We start from the raw sequence: 20,271 nt of genomic DNA on the forward strand, positions 1-20,271 counted from the left end.
GTCTCCCCATTTCGGTTGCCGCGCACTTCCACAACTTCCACGAATCAGCAAAGAATCAGGTAGTTACTCCATGAAGAAGTCAGTCGTGTGCATGGTGGGCGTGCTGGTCTCAGCAGCCGCGCTTGCTGGTTGTTCCTCGCCCAGCAACCAACCGGGCCAACCGCCGTCGTCCACTACTACCCAGGCAGCCACCACCGGCGAGGCCAAACCCGCGAACCCGGGCACCGGCATTATTGAAGCCACCAAGATGGCCTCCTGCGATACCGCTGCCGGCAAGGTCACGGCCAAGGGAACCGTGACTCCGCCCGAGGGCACCAAGGGAACCGTGAAGATCTCAGTGAGCTGGGTGGATCCGAAGTCGTCGTCGGTGCTTGCCCGAGGCGAGCAGTCCTTCAAGGACGCGCAGGCGGGCAAAGCCCTTGAATGGGCCATCAACGCCGAGGTCCCCCAGAAGGGGACCGAGGTCAAGTGCGTCCTGGGAGCAGCTGTCCTTTAGCAGCGGTTCACAGCGTCGACTCAAGCCGTCGGGTCGGAGCGCACTAACGGAGCGGTCGATCGGGTTCACCATGACCCGGTCGGCCGCTTCTTTGCCACCGGGCTGCATGTCGGAAGAGCTGGCCAAATGCGGTAGGCTCTCCATCTCGAATAATGAGATTGCTATCTCTTAATGTGAGACAACTCGATACGCTCGCTGCATGACCAACACCTCCCGGATCCCGCCTTTTGTCTCCCTCGATTGGTGCGAAGACCATCGGTCGAACCTCGTCCTGGCGGATACCCGTTGGTATCTCGACGGCAGTTCCGGGCGGCAGGCCTACGATCAAGGTCACTTGCCGGGAGCCGTCTTCGTGGACCTCGACGCCTGGCTTTCCGGCGATTCCGGCGATGTGGTCGGGCGAAATCCGCTCCCTGATCCCGAAGTCTTTTCGGCAGGCATGTCCTCCTTGGGGATCGGCGACTCGGACGTCGTGGTGGCCTATGACGATGCCGGCGGGGTTATCGCCGCGCGCTTGGTCTGGATGCTTCGGGTTACCGGTCGCCAGGCAGCAATTCTCGACGGCGGGCTGGCCTCGTATCGCGGCCCGCTGGAGTCGTCGCCGGTAGCCAAGGAGGTCGCGGACTTTGGCGTCCGCCCGTGGCCGACGGAGCGTCTGGCCGGCCTTGAGGACGTGCTCCGTGGCGACGCTACGGTGGCTGATGCCCGGAACCGGGATCGATTCGAGGGGCTGCAGGATCCGGTTGATCCGCGCCCGGGGCACATCCCGGGGGCCATAAACCTTCCTTGCCGGGAGAACCTTGACGCCGGCGGGAGGTTGTTGGCGGACGACGAGCTTCGCCGCAACGTCCGCGCGGCGGGAATCCGCAGCGCGGATCGGTTCATCAGCTATTGCGGCTCCGGAGTGACTGCGTGCCACAACCTCCTCACGCTGGAGCATCTGGGGTTGGGTGAGGGGCGCCTGTTCGTGGGCGGCTGGTCCCAGTACAGCCGGTCCCCGGACCTGCCTGTTGAACTCGGGCCAGCGGGAAACGTGGCCTGAACCAGGCATCCATTGGCCGAAAGGCTTGACATTTTGCACCCAAAACCCCTTGAGGGAAAGTCAATGACGCACTACCGCCCAGTACATCACTGAGAAACCGCCTTCCGAGCGAATTAGGTCACAAAAGTTTGACGCAAAGGCAATCCTAAGTAAGGCTTGCCTTTGCTAACTAGCGATCCCAACGCAACGGAAGGAAGCTGTCGTGACGTCACCCAGTGTCGAAGAGCAGATAGCTCAGGAGCAGGATTTCGGCTCCAAAGTAGAGCTGGCACTTGCTGCCACCAATCAACTGTTCAACGCACGAAATTCGCCCAGCTACGTGGCGCAGGTCCTTCAGGGAGTCAATGCCGTCTCCACCAAAGTCCAGCGCACCGCCCAGCCGTTCACCGGCGTCGCGCATGCGGAACTGAAGGCCAAAGTTGGTGCCGTCGACCTCGAACGCCCCCTTCCCGACACCGCCGCCGCCTTGGAAGAGTTGGAGGAGCTCTACCTCAAGGACGCCATCTACTTCCACGACGCACGCTATGCCGCACATTTGAACTGCCCGGTGGTCATCCCGGCGCTGGTGGGCGAAGCCGTCTTGTCCGCCGTGAACTCCTCCATGGACACCTGGGACCAGAGTGCCGGCGCCACCATGATCGAACGCCGCCTCATCGATTGGACCGCCGAGCGCATTGGCTTCACCGCAGAAGCCGATGGCGTCTTCACCTCCGGCGGCAGCCAGTCCAACTTCCAGGCATTGCTGATTGCCCGCAACCACGCCGTCGCCAAGCTGCGTGCGGACGCCCCGGAAGCCCGCCTGCCGCACCTGCTGGACCGCCTCCGGATCTTCACCTCCGTGGACAGCCACTTCAGCATCCAGAAGTCGGCCTCCATGCTGGGCCTCGGCTTCGACGCGGTCGTCGCGGTTCCCACGGCTGAAGACCACCGCATGAACCCCACCGCCCTCGCGGCTGCCTTGGCGGAAGCGCACGACGCCGGGCTGGTGCCCATGGCGGTTGTGGCCACCGCCGGGACCACGGACTTTGGTTCGGTTGACCCGCTGTCCGAGCTCGCCGCCCTGGTGCGCGCCTACGATTCGTGGCTCCACGTGGATGCTGCCTACGGGGGAGGGCTGATCGTCTCTGGCCGCTACCGTCACCTCCTCAACGGCATCCACTTGGCCGATTCCGTCACCGTGGACTTCCACAAGACCTTCTTCCAGCCGGTCAGCTCCAGCGCGGTCCTGGTGCGTAACGGCGCCATGATGGGCCACGTCACCTACTACGCCGACTACCTGAACCCGGAGAGCGCCGCGAAGGCCGAGATCCCCAACCAGGTGGACAAGAGCATCCAGACCACCCGCCGCTTCGATGCCCTGAAGCTGTGGCTGACCCTGCGCATCATGGGTGCCGATGCGATTGGTGCGCTGTTCGACGAAGCAATCGACCTGACGGGCCGCGTGGGGGCCCTGCTTGCCGATGACGCGGAGTTCGAACTCGCCGCAGCCCCGCAACTGAGCACGCTCGTGTTCCGTTACCGGCCCCTCGTCGACGGCGAAAAGCTCAGCGAAGACGCCGCCGACGTCCTCAACCCCGCCATTCGCGCTGCGATCTTCGCATCCGGCGAAGCCGTTGTTGCCGGGACCAAGGTGGCCGGGCGCCACTACCTCAAATTCACCCTCCTCAACGCCGAGGCCTCCCTGAGGGACATTCAGGAAATCATCGAACTTATCCGCCGCACAGGTGCCAGCCTGCTCGCAAACACCACGGAGGCCGCTGCGTGAGCACCCCGGACAACAGCAAGATCTACGACGTCGCGGGAATCGGCGTCGGCCCCTTCAACCTTGGCCTCGCGGCACTCAGCGAGCCGGTGGAGAACCTGGACTGCGTGTTCCTGGAGCGCCGTGAATCCTTCGATTGGCACCCTGGCATGATGCTGGAGCCGGCCCACCTGCAGGTTCCGTTCATGGCCGACCTCGTGACGCTTGCAGACCCGACGTCGCCGTACTCGTTCCTGAACTTCCTGAAGCAGACGGGACGCTTGTACCGCTTCTATATCCGCGAGAACTTCTACCCCTTGCGCGCCGAGTACAACCAGTACTGCCAGTGGGTGGCCGGGCAGTTGGATTCGGTTCGTTTTAGCACGGATGTGCTGGATGTAGCCTACGACGACGGCGTGTACCGCCTTTCGGTGCAGGGCCCGGACGGCGCTGAGGTACTTCGGGCGCGGCGCCTGGTCCTTGGCACGGGAACCTCGCCGTACATTCCGGTGTCCTGCGCAGGAATCGTGGACGGTGGGGGACTGGTCCTCCACAACGCCGAGTACCTGTCGAGGAAGAGTGAGCTGCAGTCCAAGCGCAGCATCACCATCGTGGGCAGCGGGCAGAGCGCCGCAGAGCTCTACTACGAGCTCCTCCAGGAAATCGACGTCTACGGCTACCAGCTCAACTGGGTGACACGCTCGGGACGCTTCTTCCCGCTGGAGTACACCAAGCTCACGCTTGAGATGACCTCGCCGGAGTACGTTGATTACTTCCATTCGCTGCCTGCGGACCAGCGCGACAGCCTGATCAAGAACCAGAAGAACCTGTACAAGGGCATCAACTCGGACCTGATCGACGACATCTACGATCTCCTCTACACCAAGAGCCTCTCCGGCATCGTGGACACCCAGCTGCACACCCATTCCTCCCTGACGGCAGCCGAGTGGAATGATGCCGCGGGCACCCACACCCTGCAGTTGCGCCACGAAGAACACGGCCGCGACTACACCCTCGAATCCGAGGCAGTGGTGCTCGCCACCGGCTACTCGTACAAGGAACCCGCGTTCCTGGCCGGCATCAAGGACCGCATCCGTCGCGACGCGAAGGGCCGGTTCGACGTTGAACGCAACTACGGTACCGGCGTCGAACCCGGCGAGATCTTTGTCCAGAATGCGGAGCTGCACACGCACGGCTTCGTGACCCCGGACCTCGGCATGGCCGCCTACCGCAACTCGTGCATCCTGCGGGAAATCACGGGCCGCGAGGTCTACCCGATCGAGCGCAGCATCGCGTTCCAGCAGTTCGGCGCGCCAGCAGTGGTCCCCTCCGGGTCCGCGGCAGCACCCGAGAGCGTAGGAGCGGCCCTGTGAGCTTCACGTTCCGCGCCGTGGATGCCGTGGCCGACGCACCTGTCCTCCACAGCTGGGTGAGCCAGGAATACGCCCGGTTCTGGGGCATGGTTGGGTGCGCCGAACAGGACGTTGTGGAGGAGTACTCGAAGATCGCCGCCACGGGTCACCACCAGGCCTTCCTGGGGCTCGACGATGGCGTTCCCGCCTTCCTGATGGAACGGTACCGTCCGGAGTCGTCACCGCTGGCGGACGTGTATGACGTCCAGCCGGGCGACATCGGGATGCACTTGCTGGTCTCTCCGCCCAGTGGCGACCCCCAGCCGGGCTTTACCACCGCCGTCATGCAGGCCGTGATGCGGGAACTGTTCGAGGACGCCGAAACCCAGCGGGTGGTCGTCGAACCTGACGCCCGCAACCACAAGATCCATGCGCTCAACGAAAAGGTGGGTTTCCGTCCGCACGGCGTGGTGACCCTTCCCGCCGTCGACCCTTCCGAAGACCACAAGCAGGGCCTCCTGAGTTTCTGCACCCGCGAAGATTTCCTTGCAACTTTGACCCCGATTCTGGCCGCGCCTGCCGCGGCGACCAGAGGAGAAGACCAGTGACCAGCACTGTCGAAGCCGGCATCGCGCAGTCGGCCGCACCCGTTTCCCACCTCAACCCGGAGAGTTGGGCCGTTGCCAACCGGCACCTGGTCCGAAAGGCCATCGCAGAGTTCTCGCACGAACGGATCCTGGTTCCGGACCTGATCCGCGACGAGGGTGTGGGCGTCGGCCTGTACCGCGTGACGAGCGACGACGACACGGTTGAGTACCGCTTCCGTGCAACCGTCCTGGAGCTGGAGCATTGGGCGGTCCGGCCGGAATCCATTGCCCGCTTCCGTGACGGCGAGGAGCTGCCGCTGGATGCCCTGGACTTCATTGCCGAGTTCCATGAAGCACTGGGCATCAAGATGGAAATGCTCCCTGTGTACCTGGAAGAAATCAGCAGCACCCTGGCCGGCCACGCCTACAAACAGGGCAAGCCTTTCGGGTCCGCCGAGCTTGCTGCGGGTGTCACCGGTGGGTTCGACGTGGCCGCGGACTTCCAGGCGATCGAGCACAGCATGACCGAGGGGCACCCGTGCTTCGTGGCCAACAACGGCCGCCTTGGCTTCGGTATTTCCGACTACCACGCCTTCGCCCCGGAAACCGGTGCCGTGGTGCGGCTGCAGTGGATCGCTGTGCACCGCAGCAAAGCAGTGTTCACCTCCAGCGCAGGCCTCGATTACCGGACGCACTTCGAAGCGGAACTTGGAGCGTCAACCCTCGCCTGGTTCAACACGGAGTTGTCCGCGTCCGGGCTCGATCCCGAAGACTACCTCCTCATGCCGGTCCACCCGTGGCAGTGGGACAACAAGCTCACCGTGACGTTCGCGGCAGAAATCGCCCAGCGCCATATTGTGCACCTCGGCTCCGGGGAGGACGACTACCAGGCCCAGCAGTCCATCCGCACGTTCTTCAACACCACGTCACCCGAGAAGGCGTACGTCAAGACGGCCATGTCCGTACTGAACATGGGTTTCATGCGCGGACTCTCGCCGCAGTACATGAAGGCAACACCGGCCATCAACGACTGGCTGCAGGACTTGATCTCGAAGGACCAGGAGCTCCAGAACCGGGGCCTGGCCATGATTAAGGAATCTGCCGCCATCGGCTACCACAACCACTACTACGAGGCGGCTTCTGCCAAGGGTTCGCCCTACCGCAAGATGCTCTCTGCCCTGTGGAGGGAAAGTCCGCTGCCGTTGCTCAAGGAAGGCCAGCAACTGGCCACCATGGCTTCCTTGCTCCACGTGGATTCGTCCGGCGTTTCCATGGTTTCTTCCCTCATTACCCGGTCCGGGCTGGCTCCCACCGAGTGGCTGCGCCGCTACTTCGAGGCCTACCTCGTGCCGCTGGTGCATTGCCTCTACGAGTACGAGCTCGCCTTCATGCCACACGGCGAGAACGTCATCCTGATCCTGGAAAACGGCGTGCCGGTGCGGGCCATCATGAAGGACCTGGCCGAGGAAATCGTGGTGATGGGTGACCGGCTTGAACTCCCGGTAGAGGTTTCCCGCATCAAGGCCGAGATTCCTGCCGAAGAGATGGTCCTGGCGATCTTCACCGATGTCTTCGATTGCATCTTCCGCTTCCTCGGCGCGATCCTCGTGGAAGACGGGACCCTGCGCGAAGACGAGTTCTGGGGAACCGCGGCCTCTGTACTCCGCGGATACCAGGAGCGCCACCCGGAGCTTGCGGACCAGTTCGCGATGCACGACCTCTTTGCCCCGGACTTCGAATTGTCCTGCCTCAACCGGCTGCAGCTTCGGAACAACCAGCAGATGCTGGACATCTCCGATCCCTCGGGCGGACTCCAGATGGCCGGTCGATTGACCAATCCCTTGGCGAAGTTCGCCTAGCAATCCCCACCGAGATGGCATTTGATGACAATCGTGGTCGCAGACATTGCCATCAAATGCCATCTCGGTGAGTAACCAGGGCCACGATCTCCGTTTCGTAGGCCTGCGAGGAAATCATGGACCCCCGGAACCAACAAACAGCATGGACCGAGGGGTCGCCCGGCACCACCATCGGACGTAGATTGTCCACAGCTGAGCCTTCCGTCACGGCATCCCAAACCCAGCTTCCGCCTCTGTCCTTGGTGACGCCGCGGTAGATCTCGTACTGGGCGGTGGCCTCGCCGGTCCGGGGATCCACGGGCGTGGAGATGTACACACGGTCCAGGTTGTTCGGGTCCACTGCACCCAGGCCGGTGTAGTCCTGCTCGTGCGGCAACAGCGCGGAACCCGCGACGGCGAGTGGGTTCAGTTCCCAGCGCACGCCGTCAAAGCGCGCGTACAGCAGGCGGTGATCGTCGACGTCGAGCATTTGCTCCCGCTGCAGCGGACCGTTGACGTCGTTGGCGCGGCATGTGACGATCGCGGCGAGTTCTGCGTCTTGGCGGCGGAGGTCGGTAGTCCAGCCGTGGGTGAGGGCGTCGCCGTCGAGCGTCATGCCGGCTTCGAAGACGGTGGTGAGTGCCGTTTGGTTGATGCCGGCGCTGCCGATGACGGGTTTGTTGACCACGTTTCCTTCAGCGTCGTGGAGAGCATCGTCCCGGATGAAGCCGTGGTAGATGCTGTTGTTGAAGTCGCGCGGGTGGTGGTCCGTGGTGATGAGGTCGATCCGGTCCGTGCCGTTCGCGACGTAGCGCGTGTAGCCGTTCACGTAACCGATCTTGGGGCGCGTGAAGAGCTTGCCGCCATAGCTCCAGGTTGTTCCGTCATCGTCGGAGACCATGAGCGTGGGATCGTCATTGATGGCGCGGACAAAATTGTACGTACGGCCCTCCGCAGCGAGCCGGTGGAGGTTCGAGTAGGTGGCGCCGCGACCGTCGGCGAGTTCCGTCCAGTCGAACACCTGCTCCGGTTCCCACTCGGTAGCGTCGTGCGGGCGGACCGAGACGCGCCACCGCGAATAATTGTCCGTCTTGTGCTTGGCGTACATGGCTACGTAGCGGCCGTCCGGCCGGATCAGGAGGGCCGGGGCGTTGTGGTCATCGGATTCGAGGCGTTCGTGGAGGACCTGGACCGTGCTGCGTCCGGTGGTGAGGTCCAGGACAGCCAGCTCGATGTTTCCGCCGCGTTCCTCACCCGGTCCTTGGGGTGCCGCCACGGAACCGATCAACAGGGTGTTGTTTGCCGGGTCGATCAGGGCGCGCTCATCCTGGAACCAGCACCAGGCGCCGTTGTTGTTGAGGACAAGTGGAGTTGGCTGGGCGTCGTTGACCATTTGGATCCTTTGCGTCTTTTGCATCGTTTCAAAAAACATCCTAAGCGCCGGGGCAGCAGTTACTGGCAGTCCCACGCAGCAGCACGGTGATTAATTGGCATCTCCTCGGGAAGCTGGGGCGCTAAGCGCAGGGGCTAGTCTGGGCGCATGACGACTCGAGCAAACGAACGTACCGCCCTCGTAACCGGAGCTACGGCCGGGCTCGGCGCGGAGTTTGCGCGCCAACTCGCCGAGGCTGGCCACCATCTGGTCCTGGTGGCCCGCGATGAAGAGCGGCTGAAAGCCAAAGCCGAGGAGCTCGAACGCGACTTCAGTATCTCGGCGGAGACGCTCGCCGCGGACCTGACTGCCGCCGTCGGGGTTAATGCTGTGGCGGACCGGCTCCGGGACGCTGCCAGGCCGGTGGATGTGCTGGTTAACAATGCGGGCATCGGCCTGTTGAAGTCCTTCGAGGACAACGAGGTGGAAGAAGAAAGGCGGCACCTCCATCTCCACGTCCAGACGGCGATGGAACTGTGCCATGCTGCCTTGGAGGTGATGCTGGTGCGGGGGAGTGGCCGGATCATCAATGTGGCCAGCGTGGCGGCGTTCGCCAACCGCGGCACCTACTCCGCCGCGAAGGCCTGGCAGGTCACGTTCAGTCGCTGGGCAAACCTTGCCTACGCCAAGTCGGGTGTCCAGGTGACGGCGGTTTGCCCGGGGTTTACGCACACCGAATTCCACGAGCGCATGGGCATGGACAAGTCTGTCGCTCCACGATTCCTGTGGCTCACCGCCGAACGCGTAGTGCGGGAGGGGTTGGAGGACAATGCGCAAGGCAAGGCCATCTCCATCCCCACCCGCCGCTACAAAGTGGTCAGTTTCTTCGCCCGGATCCTTCATGCGAAGCTCACTTCTGGGCCGCCGCGGAGGCCGCTCAAGCCTTAGTGGCCAACGGCATGGAGTCCAGGTCGAGGAGTGGGTTGGTGTCCTGGTTCGCTTCGAGTTCCTTCGCTTCGGCCTCGGTGTCCACGCTGGGCATGGAGCCCGGCAGCGGACGCCTGGCCGATTCCGGCAGGAAGTAGATGGCGATCGCCCCGATGACCGAGGTGCCGGCAAGGTAGAACGCGGGGGCCATGTCGCTTCCGGAGAGGTCGATCAGGGCCTGGACAATGAAGGGCGTGGTGCCGCCGAAGATCGCCACGGAAAAGTTGTACGCGATGCCCATGCTGCTGTACCGGTGGGACGTGGGAAACAGGGCAGGCAGGGCGGACGCCAGGTTCGCGACGTAGAACGTTACGGGGAACGCAACCAGGGCCAGGCCTGCGAGGGTGGACCAGACGGCTCCGATCCCGATCAGCAGGAAGGCCGGAAGGGCCAGCACGATGGTGCTGCCTGCGCCGATCCAAAGCACCGGACGCCGCCCGATCCGGTCCGAGAGCTTGCCGGTCAACGGAATGCACAGGGACATCACCACCAGCACCGGGATGCTGAGCAGCGTGCCGTGGATGGGGTCGTAGCCCTTGGACTCGGTGAGGTACGTGGGCATGTAGGAGGTCAGGGCATAACCCACCGTGTTTGCTGCCGCCGCGAGGACCATGGCCAGGACAATGTGGCGCCAGTGGGACTTGAGGATTGCCGCCGGCCCGCCGGTCTTCGCCTTGGCATCGGCGGCAGCTTTGACGGCGTTGGCATTCTGGGCATCCAGCGTTGCCTGGAACTGCGGCGATTCCTCGATCCTGGTCCGGAAATAGACTGCGGCAGCGCCCAGGGGGCCTGCAATCAGAAACGGCAGCCGCCAGCCCCATTCCTCCATGGCGCTTTGGCCCAGGGTGAGTTGCAGTGCGGAAACCAGTGCGGCGCCCATGGCGAAGCCCAGGTAGGAGCCCATGTCCAGGAAGCTGGCGAAGTAGCCGCGCTTCTTGTCAGGGGCGTATTCGCAAACGAAGGTGGTGGCCCCCGCGTACTCACCTCCGGTGGAGAATCCCTGGGCAAGTTTCAAGACCACCAGCAGCACCGCGGCCCAGATGCCGATCTGGGCATAGCCGGGCAGGATCCCCACGGCGAAGGTGCTTGCCGACATGAGCAGGAGGGTGGCTGCGAGGACCTTTTGGCGGCCCAGCTTGTCACCCAGCCAGCCGAAGACCAGGCCGCCCAGCGGCCGGGCGATGAACGTCGCCGCAAAGGTTCCCAGCAGGAACAGGGTCTGCACTGACCTGTCCGCTTCAGGGAGGAATACCGGACCCATGGTGGTGATCAGGTAGCCAAAGACGCCGACGTCGTACCACTCCATCGTGTTGCCGACGATCGTTCCGCCAAGGGCCTTCTTCAACATCTTCGGGTTCACGACGTTGACGTCGGTCCACCGGAGGCGCCGCCTTGGCCCTGCTGTTCTCGGTTCTGCTTCCGCTGGGTTTTCCCCCAGGTTCCGGCTGTTCGTACTGCTTTGATCGATGGTGCTGGCACCCTTGATTGTCGTCAACAGTTCTCCCGGGCTCACGCGTTCGTCATCAGGCCAGCCGGCTTACTTCACACCGGCGCCTGGTTTCGCAGGACAAGGGGGAGGTGTTCCTGCTGTTTCGAAATGATCAACATGGTTCGCCTTACGCAACAGGCGACCTTGTCAAGGGTGCTTCAGCTCACATGCAATGTCAAGAAGATGTCGGACGCGCAGAGGCGGGATCAAGCCCGCGGCTGTGGGTTCTGCACGCGCCGTGACCCGCAGCCCCTCGACGCCCGCAACCGGTGCGCCGATGCGGGGGCGGCCTTATCCATCCGACGGTCATAGAGACCTCCACCTTGTTTTAAAACCGGATGCATGGTTTGTTTTAAGGGTGCCGGTCGGGGCATCGATTGCTCCCGCTGGGAGAGATCTGCCAGTGGGAATCGCATTGGGGGGAGCCCCGACCGGCCACGTAAGATCCTCAGTGGGCCCGTTTCTTCGGAGCTGTTGCACCACGCCAATTCCGAGAGTCGAGGTTCCACCGTTGGTTCTTCAAGACCGAGCCAAGGCGACCCGGGAGGCGATCGTCGCCGGTGCTGCGATCGTTTTTGAGGAGCGCGGGTTTGGCTCCGCAACCATCGCACTGGTGGCTGAGGCCGCGCAGGTGACGAAGGGTGCCTTGTACTTCCATTTCAAATCCAAGGACGAGCTGGCCGGCGCAGTCCTGGAAGCACAGCATTCGATTGCGATGGCGGCCGGTGGACGTATTCTCGGCGAGGACAAACCGGCCCTGGAAACGATCATCCGCCTCTGCGGAGCCTTCGGGAACCTGCTGGTCACCGACCACATTGTCCGGGCAGGCATCCGGTTGACCCTCGAGGCTTCGGCGTTCGGCCAGGAAGTCCGAAAGCCATACCAGGACTGGCTCGATACCATGAGCCACCTCACCGCGAACGGAATCCGGCAGGGGCACATCCGGGCATCGGTGGATCCTGCGGATTTTTCCCGCTACATCGTGGCATCCTTCACTGGGGTCCAGATGGTCTCCAACGTCCTCGCTGGGCGCGAAGACGTCATGCTCCGCATACAGCAGATGTGGGAGATCCTGTTGCCGGGAATCATCGATGAGAACTCCGGGCTGAACCCGGCAGAGCTCAGTTCCTTGGTGTCCCTCGAATCCACCAAGGCGACGGAGCCCGCCCGCCCCCTGGGACAGTCCGCCTGACTCCCTGACCCCCGGGTCGGACACGATCCGGCCTGCGGCATGCCAAGCTACGCCCGGCGCTGCACCACCACAGCCACGGCAATCCCCACAACTGCCCCCACGAACGTCTCCACTGCGCGTTCCAGCACCAGCACGCCTGGATCCATGGGCGCCGCCAACTGTGCGATCAGCAGGACAACAGGAGTGAAGAACACCATGGCCCACCCGTAATGCCTGGCCATGAACAGCTCGGTAGGAAACTGGCACAGCACCACAATGACGGCGAGGACCACGGCGGTATGGCCGGGGAAATACTGCAGTGGGGACAGCGGGCTGGGGAAAAGCACCACCGCCACGACGCCCAAACCGAGGAACGTCCCCACAATGCGGTGGATGCCCCGGTGGACGCGGCTGGGCAGGTCCGCGCCTGCGAGTGGAACTGCGGCTGCGGCCATGGCCCAGTGCGGGTGCCCGCTGCCGCTCAGCACACCGATAGCTCCGGCGCCAGCCACTGCCAGCACGTACCGGGCGGCATGAATCAGGGCGGCCTGCCTGAAGGAACCCCGGAACAGCGGAACATCGCGGACCGCGCCGCGTTCCCAGGTCCGGTAACGGAACCAGCCGGAAAAGCCAACCACAATCGAGAAGGCGGCGGAGGCAGCGCCGATGAGTACCGCCGTCGTGAACGGAACACTGGTGGGGACCGATGCGCAGGCGCCCAACGCCAGGATTCCGAAGAAGGGTCCGATGGGCCTCAGCCGCGATGAATCCGCGTACAGCGAACCGGCACCCGCGAACAACGTTGCCACCAACACAAGCCACCAGGAGTGGATGTGGTTCACGGAAAGGAAGACGCCGATGGTCAGCCCGCCCACCAGGATCACGGCGGCCTGGGCTTGGTGTTTCAGTCGGAGTTGGTGGGTTTCGTTGCGGCCGTACATGCCGGTCAAGGCGCCGAAAACCGCATACAACATGAGGTCCGGACGTCCCACGAGGATCAGTACCAAGGCCGGGGCGGCGACGCTGAGGGCCACGCGGACGGCGGACAAGCGATCGTTGTTGGCCGGGCCCAGCCTGTGAAGTTCGCGTGCGTGCGTCATGAACGTGGGCACGGGAACACCACCAATCAGTCAGGGCTTGTGGGCGAAAGTCTCAGGTTCGAAAATTATCAGGATCGCGTTATGGTCCGCCATAAGCCCGGTCACACGCCGTTAAAGCAACGCATCGTTTGGAGTCTGGAAAGATCGAGATATGCCCGTAGCCTTTGTGTGCCGAACCCGCTCCGCCATGCCGCCGCAGGAGCTTTTCGACTTGTCCAGGGACATCGACGCCCACGTCGGCTCCATGACCAAGAGCCGCGAAAAAGCGATCGCCGGCACCACCACGGGACTCATCGCCCAGGGTGAGTCCGTCACGTGGCAGGCGTGGCATTTGGGAGTCAGGTTCCGCATGACCAGCCGCATCGTGCACATGGAGGCCCCGGCGTCGTTCACTGACGAGCAGGTTAGCGGCCCTTTCAAGTACCTCCGCCACACCCATCAGTTCCGCCCCGACGGCAGCGGCACGCTCATGGTGGACACGGTGGAGTTCGCCGCACCCTTCGGAGCGGTTGGCCGCGTGGTGGAGAAGCTGGTCCTTGCCCGCTACATGCAGAACCTGATCGAAAAACGCAACGAATTCCTGGTCTCCCAGGCCCCTCCCGTTCCGGACCCGAACAGATGATCCGGCTGGCGCACTCTGACGATCTGGGGCAACTCCAGGACATCGAAACGGCGGCCGGGCAAGCCTTCCGGTCCCTGGGCATGGACCAAATCGCCGATGACGAGGCCTTCCCCGTGGAGATCTTGCAGCGCTATGTCTCCGGCGGGCGCGCGTGGGTGTACGTGGACGGGCTCGACTTTCCCGTGGCGTACATCCTGGTGGACGTGGTGGATGGCAACGCCCACGTGGAGCAGGTCAGCGTCCACCCCGACCATGCGCACCAGGGCCTTGGCCGGGAACTCCTGCACGCCGCCCGGATCTGGGCACGCGGGCACGGCATGCAGCGGCAGACCCTGAGCACTTTCCGTGACGTGCCGTGGAACGCGCCGTATTACCGTCGCCTCGGTTTCGAACTGCTCGACGCCGGCAGTTGGGGTCCCGAGCTCACCCGCCTCATGGAGCACGAGGCGGAGCTGGGCCTGACCCGCTGGCCCCGTGTGGCCATGTGGCGCCCGGTAGTCCCGCCCAAGTAACTGGCAGTTGACGTTGTTTTCGAAGGGCCCAGAACAACCCCTACTGCCAGTCAGTTGTGTTCAGGCGCGGGCGCGTTCCACGTCCGCCGCGCTCGCGGGATCGCCTGCCGCGCGAAGTCCCGCAATCACACCATCCACATCGGCAGACGACCGGTTCTGGCTCAGTTTCGTCTTGGCCTCAACCCGGGTAATGACCAGTTCCACACCCACAATCGCCCTGAGTTGCCCGGCGATGAACCGCTCAGGGGCTTCATCTACGGTCCATGGCTGCGGCATCGAGGCCTCGTGCTGATCGGAGAGTTGCCGGACATGCCTGGCCAACCACGTGGGGTCGTCGTGGATCACCAGTTCGCCGTACACGTGGGCCGTGGAGTAGTTCCACGTGGGCACCACGCGGCCATGTTCCGCTTTGGAGGCGTACCAGGACGGCGAGATGTAGGCGTCGGAACCCTGGACGATCATCAGGGCTTCCCCGCTCACGGGGGATGACCACTGGGTGTTGTTCCGTGCCATATGGGATTGCAAGGCGCCGTGTTCGCCCACGGAAGGGTCGTGGACAAACGGCAGGAACGTGGCGAGCAGGCCGTCCGGGGTCATGGTCACCAGGTTGGCTGCGCCGGAGTCTTGCAGGAGGGCGGTGATCGCATTGGGGGAGGCGGCAAAGTGCGCGGGGGTGTACATGGATTCTTCCTTTCGCTGGGAGGGACGGCTAGGAGCCCGACTGCGGTGCGAGCCTAACGCGGACAGCGGCACCTGCGCAGAGGATCACCAGGAGTCCGCCGATAACGGTGGTCAGGGTAAGGGACTCGCCGAGGAGCAGTGCAGCCCAAGCGATGGTCATGACGGGCTGGACCAGTTGGATCTGGCTGACCTGTGCCATGGGGCCGATGGCCAAACCGCGGTACCAGGCAAAGAAGCCGAGGAACATGCTCACCACGCCCAGGTAGGCGAAGGACGCCCAGCTTGCCGGGGACGCGGACGGGAAGCCGGCGTCCAAGGAAGCCACAGTCAGGACGATCATCACGGGGGAGGCCACCACGAGTGCCCAGGAGATGGTCTGCCACGAACCAAGTTCGCGCGCCAGGAGCCCGCCTTCCGCGTAGCCGATAGCCGCAGCAATCACGGCCCCGAGGAGCAGCAGGTCGGCCCAGTGCAGGGAGCCGAAACCTCCGGATTGCACCAGGGCAAACAGCAGCGCGGCCACCACGCCCACACCTGTGAGTACCCAGAACAAGGGACGGGGGCGTTCCCGGCCGCGCAGCACCGCTACTGTAGCCGTTGCTGCGGGGAGTAGCGCGATGACCACTGCTCCGTGGCTGGCCGAGGTGCTTGTGAGAGCGAAAGTGGTCAGCAGCGGGAATCCTGCCACGATTCCGCCGGCAACAACGGCCAAGCGGAACCACTGGAGTCCCCGCGGAAACCTTTGACGTGTCAACGCCAACGCAGCCGCGGCAAGGATGGCCGCGACAACGGCTCGACCCGCCCCGATGAACAAGGGCGACAGGCCCTCTATAGCTACGCGCGTGAGTGGCACGGTGAAGGAGAAGGCGAACACGCCCAGAAGGCCCCACCAGATCCCGACGGTAGTCCGCGTGGATACCACTGGCGATGAAACTAGAGTAGCGCTACTATGTTGACTCATGAATAACGATAGCAGTTCCCGGATTGTTCTGCGACTGAAGGAATGGATTTCCAGCGCCGCCCCGGGATCCAAGCTTCCGTCCACCAGGACGCTTGTGGCTGACTATCAAGCGAGCCCTGTAACCGTCCAGAAGGCCCTTCGCACCCTTACTTCCCAAGGTCTGATCGAGAGCCGCCCGGGAGTGGGAACCTTCGTGCGGGCTTTTCGCACGGCGAGGCCGGCCGACTATGCGTGGCAGACAGCCGCGCTGGGTGCGCTCCAAGCACCCCGCCTCACCAACACGGCGGCCATGCGCAGCGCATCCAATGACGTGATCGCCTTCCATTCGGGGTACCCGGCGCGAGAGCTGCTGCCCGAACGGCTGGTTCGCGCAGCGTTGACGCGTGCGGCACGGGCCGAAGCGTCCTTGTCCAGGCCCCCGGTGGCTGGACTGCCGGAACTGCAATCGTGGTTCGCCCGGGAGCTCAGTACCTCAACGCCGGTTGGCGTCACGCCGCCACAGCCGAGCGACGTCGTCGTTCTTCCCGGGAGCCAGAGCGGACTCAGTTCGATCTTCCGCGGCCTGGTGGGGCACGGCCAGCCGCTGCTGGTGGAGTCGCCCAGCTATTGGGGTGCACTGCTGGCCGCGTCGCAGGCGGGTGTCCGGGTGGTCCCGGTGCCCAGCGGGCCGGAGGGGCCGGACCCCGAGCAGCTTGCCCGCGCGTTCGAGGAAACAGGTGCGCGGATGTTCTACGCGCAGCCCAATTTCGCCAATCCCACCGGGGCCCAGTGGTCCGTGCAGCGCGGTGAGGAAGTCCTTGACGTGGTGAAGGCCCACGGGGCGTTCCTCGTGGAGGACGACTGGGCGCACGACTTCGGGATCACCGCGGAATCCATCCCGGTGGCCGCGAAGGACGATTCCGGGCACGTGCTCTACATCCGCTCCCTGACCAAGAGCGTCTCGCCGTCCATCCGCGTGGCGGCGGTCATTGCCCGCGGACCAGCCCGCGAGCGGATCCTTACCGCCCAGGCTGCGGAGTCGATGTACGTCAGCGGGCTGCTGCAGTCGGCGGCGCTCGACGTCGTCACGCAGCCGGGGTGGCAGACGCACCTTCGCGGGGTCAGCTCGCAGCTTCAGTCCCGCCGTGACCTCTTGGTCACCAGCCTTCGCGAACACGTGCCGCAAGCACACCTCACCCACCTGCCCAAAGGCGGCCTCAATCTGTGGTTGAGGTTGCCGGACGGGACCGACGTCGATCGCCTCACCCGCGATTGCGAGGCGGCCGGGGTGCTGATCGCCGCAGGGGCGGAGTGGTTCCCGGCGGAACCGGAGGGGCCATACATGCGGCTGAACTATGCCGGGCCGAATCCCGGTGCCTTCCCGGAAGGCGTGCGGATCGTCGGGGAGCTGTTGGGCAGGCAGGCTTAACAGCCGTAGCCACCAACCCCAAGGAGAGCGCCTTGTGGTTGGTGGCTACGGTGGGCGGCCCAGGGCCGCGGACTATCAGTAGCGCTGCGCAGAAGTTGCAGGCAAGCGGTTCCTAGACTCCGGCGAGATCCTTCTTGTCGTTACCGAAGGCCACTTCGCTGACAGGCTGGCCGTCGAACGGCATCTCGTCCAGGTTGATCAGCGGGTTGGTGTCCTGCGTTTCAACGAGTTCGCGGGCCTCGACCGGGGTGTCAACGCTGGGCATTGAGCCCGGCAGCGGACGCTGTGCCGATTCACGAAGGAAGAAGATCGCGATGCCACCAACAATGGACGTGGCCATCAGGTAGTAGGCCGGCATCATGTCGTTACCGGTTCCCTCAATGAGGCCCTGCACGATGAACGGCGTGGTTCCACCGAAGATCGCCACGGAGAAGTTGTAGGCGATACCCATTCCGCCGTAACGGCTGGAGGTGGGGAACAGCGCCGGAAGTGCTGAAGCCAGGTTGGCAACGTAGAACGTCACGGGGAAGGCAACCAGTGCCAAGCCCACCAGTGTGGACCACACTTCACCAATACCGATGAGCATGAAGGCCGGGATGGCGAACAGCACGGTGCTGCCTGCACCGATCCACAGCACTGGACGGCGGCCGATGCGGTCGGACAGCTTGCCGGTCAGCGGGATACAAATGGCCATGACCACCAGGACCGGAATGGTCAGCAAGGTGCCGTGGACGGGATCGTAACCCTTGGAGTCCGTGAGGTACGTGGGCATGTAGGAGGTCAAAGCGTAACCAACAGTGTTGGCAGCGGCCGCGAGGATCATGGCGAGCACAATCTGGCGCCAGTAGGCCTTGATGATGCCAACCGGGCCCTTGGCGACGTCGGCATCCTTGGACGCGGCGTCCTTGGCGAAGGCCTCCTGGGCATCCAGGGTGGCCTGGAACTGCGGGGATTCCTCGATCTTGCTCCGGAAGTACACGGCGATCAGGCCGAGCGGGCCGGCAATCAGGAACGGAAGCCTCCAGCCCCATTCCTCCATGGCTGCCTGTCCGAGCGTAAGCTGCAGGACGGAAACCAGGGCGGCGCCGAGCGCGAAGCCGATGTAGCTGCCCATATCAAGGAAGCTGGCGAAGAAGCCACGGCGCTTGTCCGGAGCATATTCGCTGACGAAGGTTGTGGCACCGGCGTACTCGCCACCGGTGGAGAATCCCTGGACGAGCTTCAGGATGACCAGGAGCGCGGCGGCCCAGATGCCAATCTGCGCGTAGCCGGGCAAGAGTCCGACGGCGAAGGTACTTGCCGCCATCAGCATCAGTGTTGCTGCGAGCACCTTCTGGCGGCCCACCTTGTCGCCGAGCCAACCGAACACCACGCCGCCGAGCGGGCGGGCGATGAAGGTGGCGGCGAAGGTGCCGAGAAGGAAGAGTGTCTGGACGGACTTGTCGGCTTCCGGGAGGAAGACAGGTCCCATGGTGGTGATGAGGTAGCCGAACACGCCCACGTCGTACCATTCCATGGTGTTACCCACGATGGTTCCGCCGAGTGCTTTCTTGAGCATGGGCTGGTCCACCACGTTCACGTCGGATTCCTTCAACCGGCGCTTGGTGCGGAGCTTCATTTTCTTCGGGTTTTTAGCAGTATCGGCGGCCGCCGGGGTGGTGGCTGCAGCCGGTTTTCCGGGGGCGTTCCTTGCGCCGTCCGGAGAGACGATCTTGCTTGGGTCTATGGGCATTTGGGCTTCTCCTAGGGAGGTCATTTGCTTGCGACTTCTGCTGCCCCGCTCTGGGCAGGGTTTCAATTTTACGCGTTTTTGCCCCGAAACCCGAGTTGAGATCCGATTTATTGGCCAAATCTGGGTCAAAATTGCCCAGATTCCTTACTTGTTTTTGCCCGTTCTTGCCCCGCAAACACGCGGTTTCGGCCCTCACGGGAGCACTGTTACCAAATTGTTTAGCTCAACCCACGCAATGGGACCGATTACAGCGGAAAAGCTTACGGATGTGGGACCGCCTCCGGACCACGGCCCAGCACCACAGTGGCGTCCACCCCGGCATTCGAGGCAATGCGGGCCTCGAACCCTGCACCGGCCATCAGCCGCGCTGTTTCCGGGGCCTGCTGCGCTGACGACTCGATCAGCACCAGCCCACCCGGCGCCAACCACTCAGCGGCACCGTCCACAACCCGGCGCTGGACCGCCAAACCGTCAGTGCCGCCGTCGAGCGCTGTCAATGGCTCGTGAAGGCGCGCCTCCGGCGGCATCATGCGGATCGAATCGGTGGGCACATAAGGCGCGTTGACCAGCAGGATGTCAACGCAGGCCATCAGGTGGCGGGGGAGCGGGGCAAAGAGGTCGCCTTCGTAGACGCGCCCGCCGCGCGGCTCGATGTTGCGGCGCGCGCACGCCACAGCAGCAGGATCAATGTCCACCGCATACAGCTGGCTGGTTCCCAGGGCGTCGTGGACAGCGGCGCCGATCGCGCCGGAACCACAGCAAAGATCGACGACGACGGCACCTGGCTTCCCGAGCGAGGCCGCCTGCCGCACCAGGAACTCCGTGCGGCGCCGTGGCACGAACACGCCAGGCTCCACGATCATCCGGGTGCCACAAAAATCCACCCAGCCAAGGAGGTGTTCCAAGGGGACGCCCTGGGTTCGCTGTGCCACCATGTGCTGCAGGTGTTCGGGGTCCCGGGCGGCCTCCAGTAGCAGCGCTGCCTCGTCCTCTGCGAAGACGCAGCCGGCAGCCCGGAGTGCGTCGACGATCGGGGACCCAGGAGACATTGCGCCCATGCTAGCAAGGGGTTCCGCCGCCCGGGGCCTGTTGCCTCATTGCAATACCTCCGGGAAGACTGATTCGTTGCCTCATTGAAAAAGCTCCGGGAGGTTAGTACTTCCAGGCCCTGTTGACCGGT

Annotated in this window: 18 protein-coding genes; 11 read left to right on the forward strand and 7 right to left on the reverse strand. The window is 63.9% G+C overall.

The window, feature by feature from the left end; translation table 11 throughout:
• Positions 1 to 70 precede the first annotated feature (70 nt).
• From ACH488_RS20345 to ACH488_RS20370, 6 genes are all read left to right on the forward strand, one after another.
• Positions 71 to 496, forward strand: a complete 426-nt coding sequence (locus tag ACH488_RS20345; RefSeq protein WP_397326386.1) for a hypothetical protein — start codon at positions 71 to 73, stop codon at positions 494 to 496.
• A gap of 199 nt (positions 497 to 695) precedes the next feature.
• Positions 696 to 1,538, forward strand: a complete 843-nt coding sequence (locus tag ACH488_RS20350) for a sulfurtransferase (protein ID WP_397326387.1) — start codon at positions 696 to 698, stop codon at positions 1,536 to 1,538.
• A 202-nt stretch (positions 1,539 to 1,740) separates the two neighbouring features.
• Positions 1,741 to 3,303, forward strand: coding sequence for a pyridoxal phosphate-dependent decarboxylase family protein (locus ACH488_RS20355; protein ID WP_397326388.1), 1,563 nt, complete (start codon positions 1,741 to 1,743; stop codon positions 3,301 to 3,303).
• The gene (locus tag ACH488_RS20360) at positions 3,300 to 4,652 is read left to right on the forward strand and encodes a lysine N(6)-hydroxylase/L-ornithine N(5)-oxygenase family protein (protein ID WP_397326389.1); all 1,353 of its coding nucleotides are present in this window, start codon (positions 3,300 to 3,302) and stop codon (positions 4,650 to 4,652) included. Before ACH488_RS20355 ends, ACH488_RS20360 begins: the two co-directional genes overlap by 4 nt.
• Positions 4,649 to 5,239, forward strand: a complete 591-nt coding sequence (locus tag ACH488_RS20365; RefSeq protein WP_397326390.1) for a GNAT family N-acetyltransferase — start codon at positions 4,649 to 4,651, stop codon at positions 5,237 to 5,239. The genes ACH488_RS20360 and ACH488_RS20365 overlap by 4 nt, the downstream gene beginning before the upstream one ends.
• Entirely contained in the window at positions 5,236 to 7,077 is a 1,842-nt protein-coding gene (locus tag ACH488_RS20370) for an IucA/IucC family protein (protein ID WP_397326391.1), read from the forward strand. The genes ACH488_RS20365 and ACH488_RS20370 overlap by 4 nt, the downstream gene beginning before the upstream one ends.
• Positions 7,078 to 7,129: 52 nt before the next feature.
• Here ACH488_RS20370 and ACH488_RS20375 read toward each other — a convergent pair whose 3' ends face one another.
• Positions 7,130 to 8,449 (reverse strand): BNR-4 repeat-containing protein, encoded by a 1,320-nt coding sequence (locus ACH488_RS20375; RefSeq protein WP_397326392.1) that lies wholly within the window; start codon positions 8,447 to 8,449, stop codon positions 7,130 to 7,132.
• A 147-nt stretch (positions 8,450 to 8,596) separates the two neighbouring features.
• On the opposite strand from ACH488_RS20375, the gene ACH488_RS20380 reads away from it, so the two are divergent.
• Positions 8,597 to 9,376 (forward strand): SDR family NAD(P)-dependent oxidoreductase, encoded by a 780-nt coding sequence (locus tag ACH488_RS20380; protein ID WP_397326393.1) that lies wholly within the window; start codon positions 8,597 to 8,599, stop codon positions 9,374 to 9,376.
• Here ACH488_RS20380 and ACH488_RS20385 read toward each other — a convergent pair.
• Positions 9,366 to 10,853, reverse strand: coding sequence for an MFS transporter (locus tag ACH488_RS20385; protein ID WP_397326405.1), 1,488 nt, complete (start codon positions 10,851 to 10,853; stop codon positions 9,366 to 9,368). The genes ACH488_RS20380 and ACH488_RS20385 overlap by 11 nt on opposite strands.
• 562 nt (positions 10,854 to 11,415) lie before the next feature.
• On the opposite strand from ACH488_RS20385, the gene ACH488_RS20390 reads away from it, so the two are divergent.
• Complete coding sequence (locus tag ACH488_RS20390; RefSeq protein WP_397326394.1) at positions 11,416 to 12,096, forward strand: ScbR family autoregulator-binding transcription factor; 681 nt, start codon at positions 11,416 to 11,418, stop codon at positions 12,094 to 12,096.
• 47 nt (positions 12,097 to 12,143) lie between these two features.
• On the opposite strand, the gene ACH488_RS20395 is transcribed toward ACH488_RS20390, so the two are convergent.
• On the reverse strand, positions 12,144 to 13,175 hold the full coding sequence (locus ACH488_RS20395) for an FUSC family protein (RefSeq protein WP_397326406.1): 1,032 nt from the start codon (positions 13,173 to 13,175) through the stop codon (positions 12,144 to 12,146).
• A gap of 151 nt (positions 13,176 to 13,326) precedes the next feature.
• Between ACH488_RS20395 and ACH488_RS20400 the strand changes: the two genes are divergently transcribed.
• Complete coding sequence (locus tag ACH488_RS20400; RefSeq protein WP_397326395.1) at positions 13,327 to 13,797, forward strand: SRPBCC family protein; 471 nt, start codon at positions 13,327 to 13,329, stop codon at positions 13,795 to 13,797.
• Positions 13,794 to 14,309 (forward strand): GNAT family N-acetyltransferase, encoded by a 516-nt coding sequence (locus ACH488_RS20405; protein ID WP_397326397.1) that lies wholly within the window; start codon positions 13,794 to 13,796, stop codon positions 14,307 to 14,309. Before ACH488_RS20400 ends, ACH488_RS20405 begins: the two co-directional genes overlap by 4 nt.
• Before the next feature lie 60 nt (positions 14,310 to 14,369).
• Here ACH488_RS20405 and ACH488_RS20410 read toward each other — a convergent pair whose 3' ends face one another.
• Positions 14,370 to 14,990: an FMN-binding negative transcriptional regulator gene (locus ACH488_RS20410; RefSeq protein ID WP_397326398.1), complete on the reverse strand. Its 621-nt coding sequence runs from the start codon at positions 14,988 to 14,990 to the stop codon at positions 14,370 to 14,372.
• Between the two features lie 28 nt (positions 14,991 to 15,018).
• Complete coding sequence (locus tag ACH488_RS20415) at positions 15,019 to 15,951, reverse strand: DMT family transporter (protein WP_397326400.1); 933 nt, start codon at positions 15,949 to 15,951, stop codon at positions 15,019 to 15,021.
• Between ACH488_RS20415 and ACH488_RS20420 the strand changes: the two genes are divergently transcribed.
• Positions 15,950 to 17,359, forward strand: coding sequence for a PLP-dependent aminotransferase family protein (locus tag ACH488_RS20420; RefSeq protein ID WP_397326402.1), 1,410 nt, complete (start codon positions 15,950 to 15,952; stop codon positions 17,357 to 17,359). The two genes, ACH488_RS20415 and ACH488_RS20420, sit on opposite strands and share 2 nt — an antisense overlap.
• Before the next feature lie 112 nt (positions 17,360 to 17,471).
• On the opposite strand, the gene ACH488_RS20425 is transcribed toward ACH488_RS20420, so the two are convergent.
• Positions 17,472 to 19,091: an MFS transporter gene (locus tag ACH488_RS20425; protein ID WP_397326403.1), complete on the reverse strand. Its 1,620-nt coding sequence runs from the start codon at positions 19,089 to 19,091 to the stop codon at positions 17,472 to 17,474.
• Positions 19,092 to 19,351: 260 nt separating this feature from the next.
• A complete protein-coding gene (locus ACH488_RS20430; RefSeq protein ID WP_397326404.1) occupies positions 19,352 to 20,140 on the reverse strand; it encodes a putative protein N(5)-glutamine methyltransferase in 789 nt (262 codons plus the stop codon).
• Positions 20,141 to 20,271 lie beyond the last annotated feature (131 nt).

Origin of the sequence: Paenarthrobacter sp. NPDC018779 (genome assembly GCF_044391085.1) — a bacterium.
Taxonomy (GTDB): domain Bacteria; phylum Actinomycetota; class Actinomycetes; order Actinomycetales; family Micrococcaceae; genus Arthrobacter.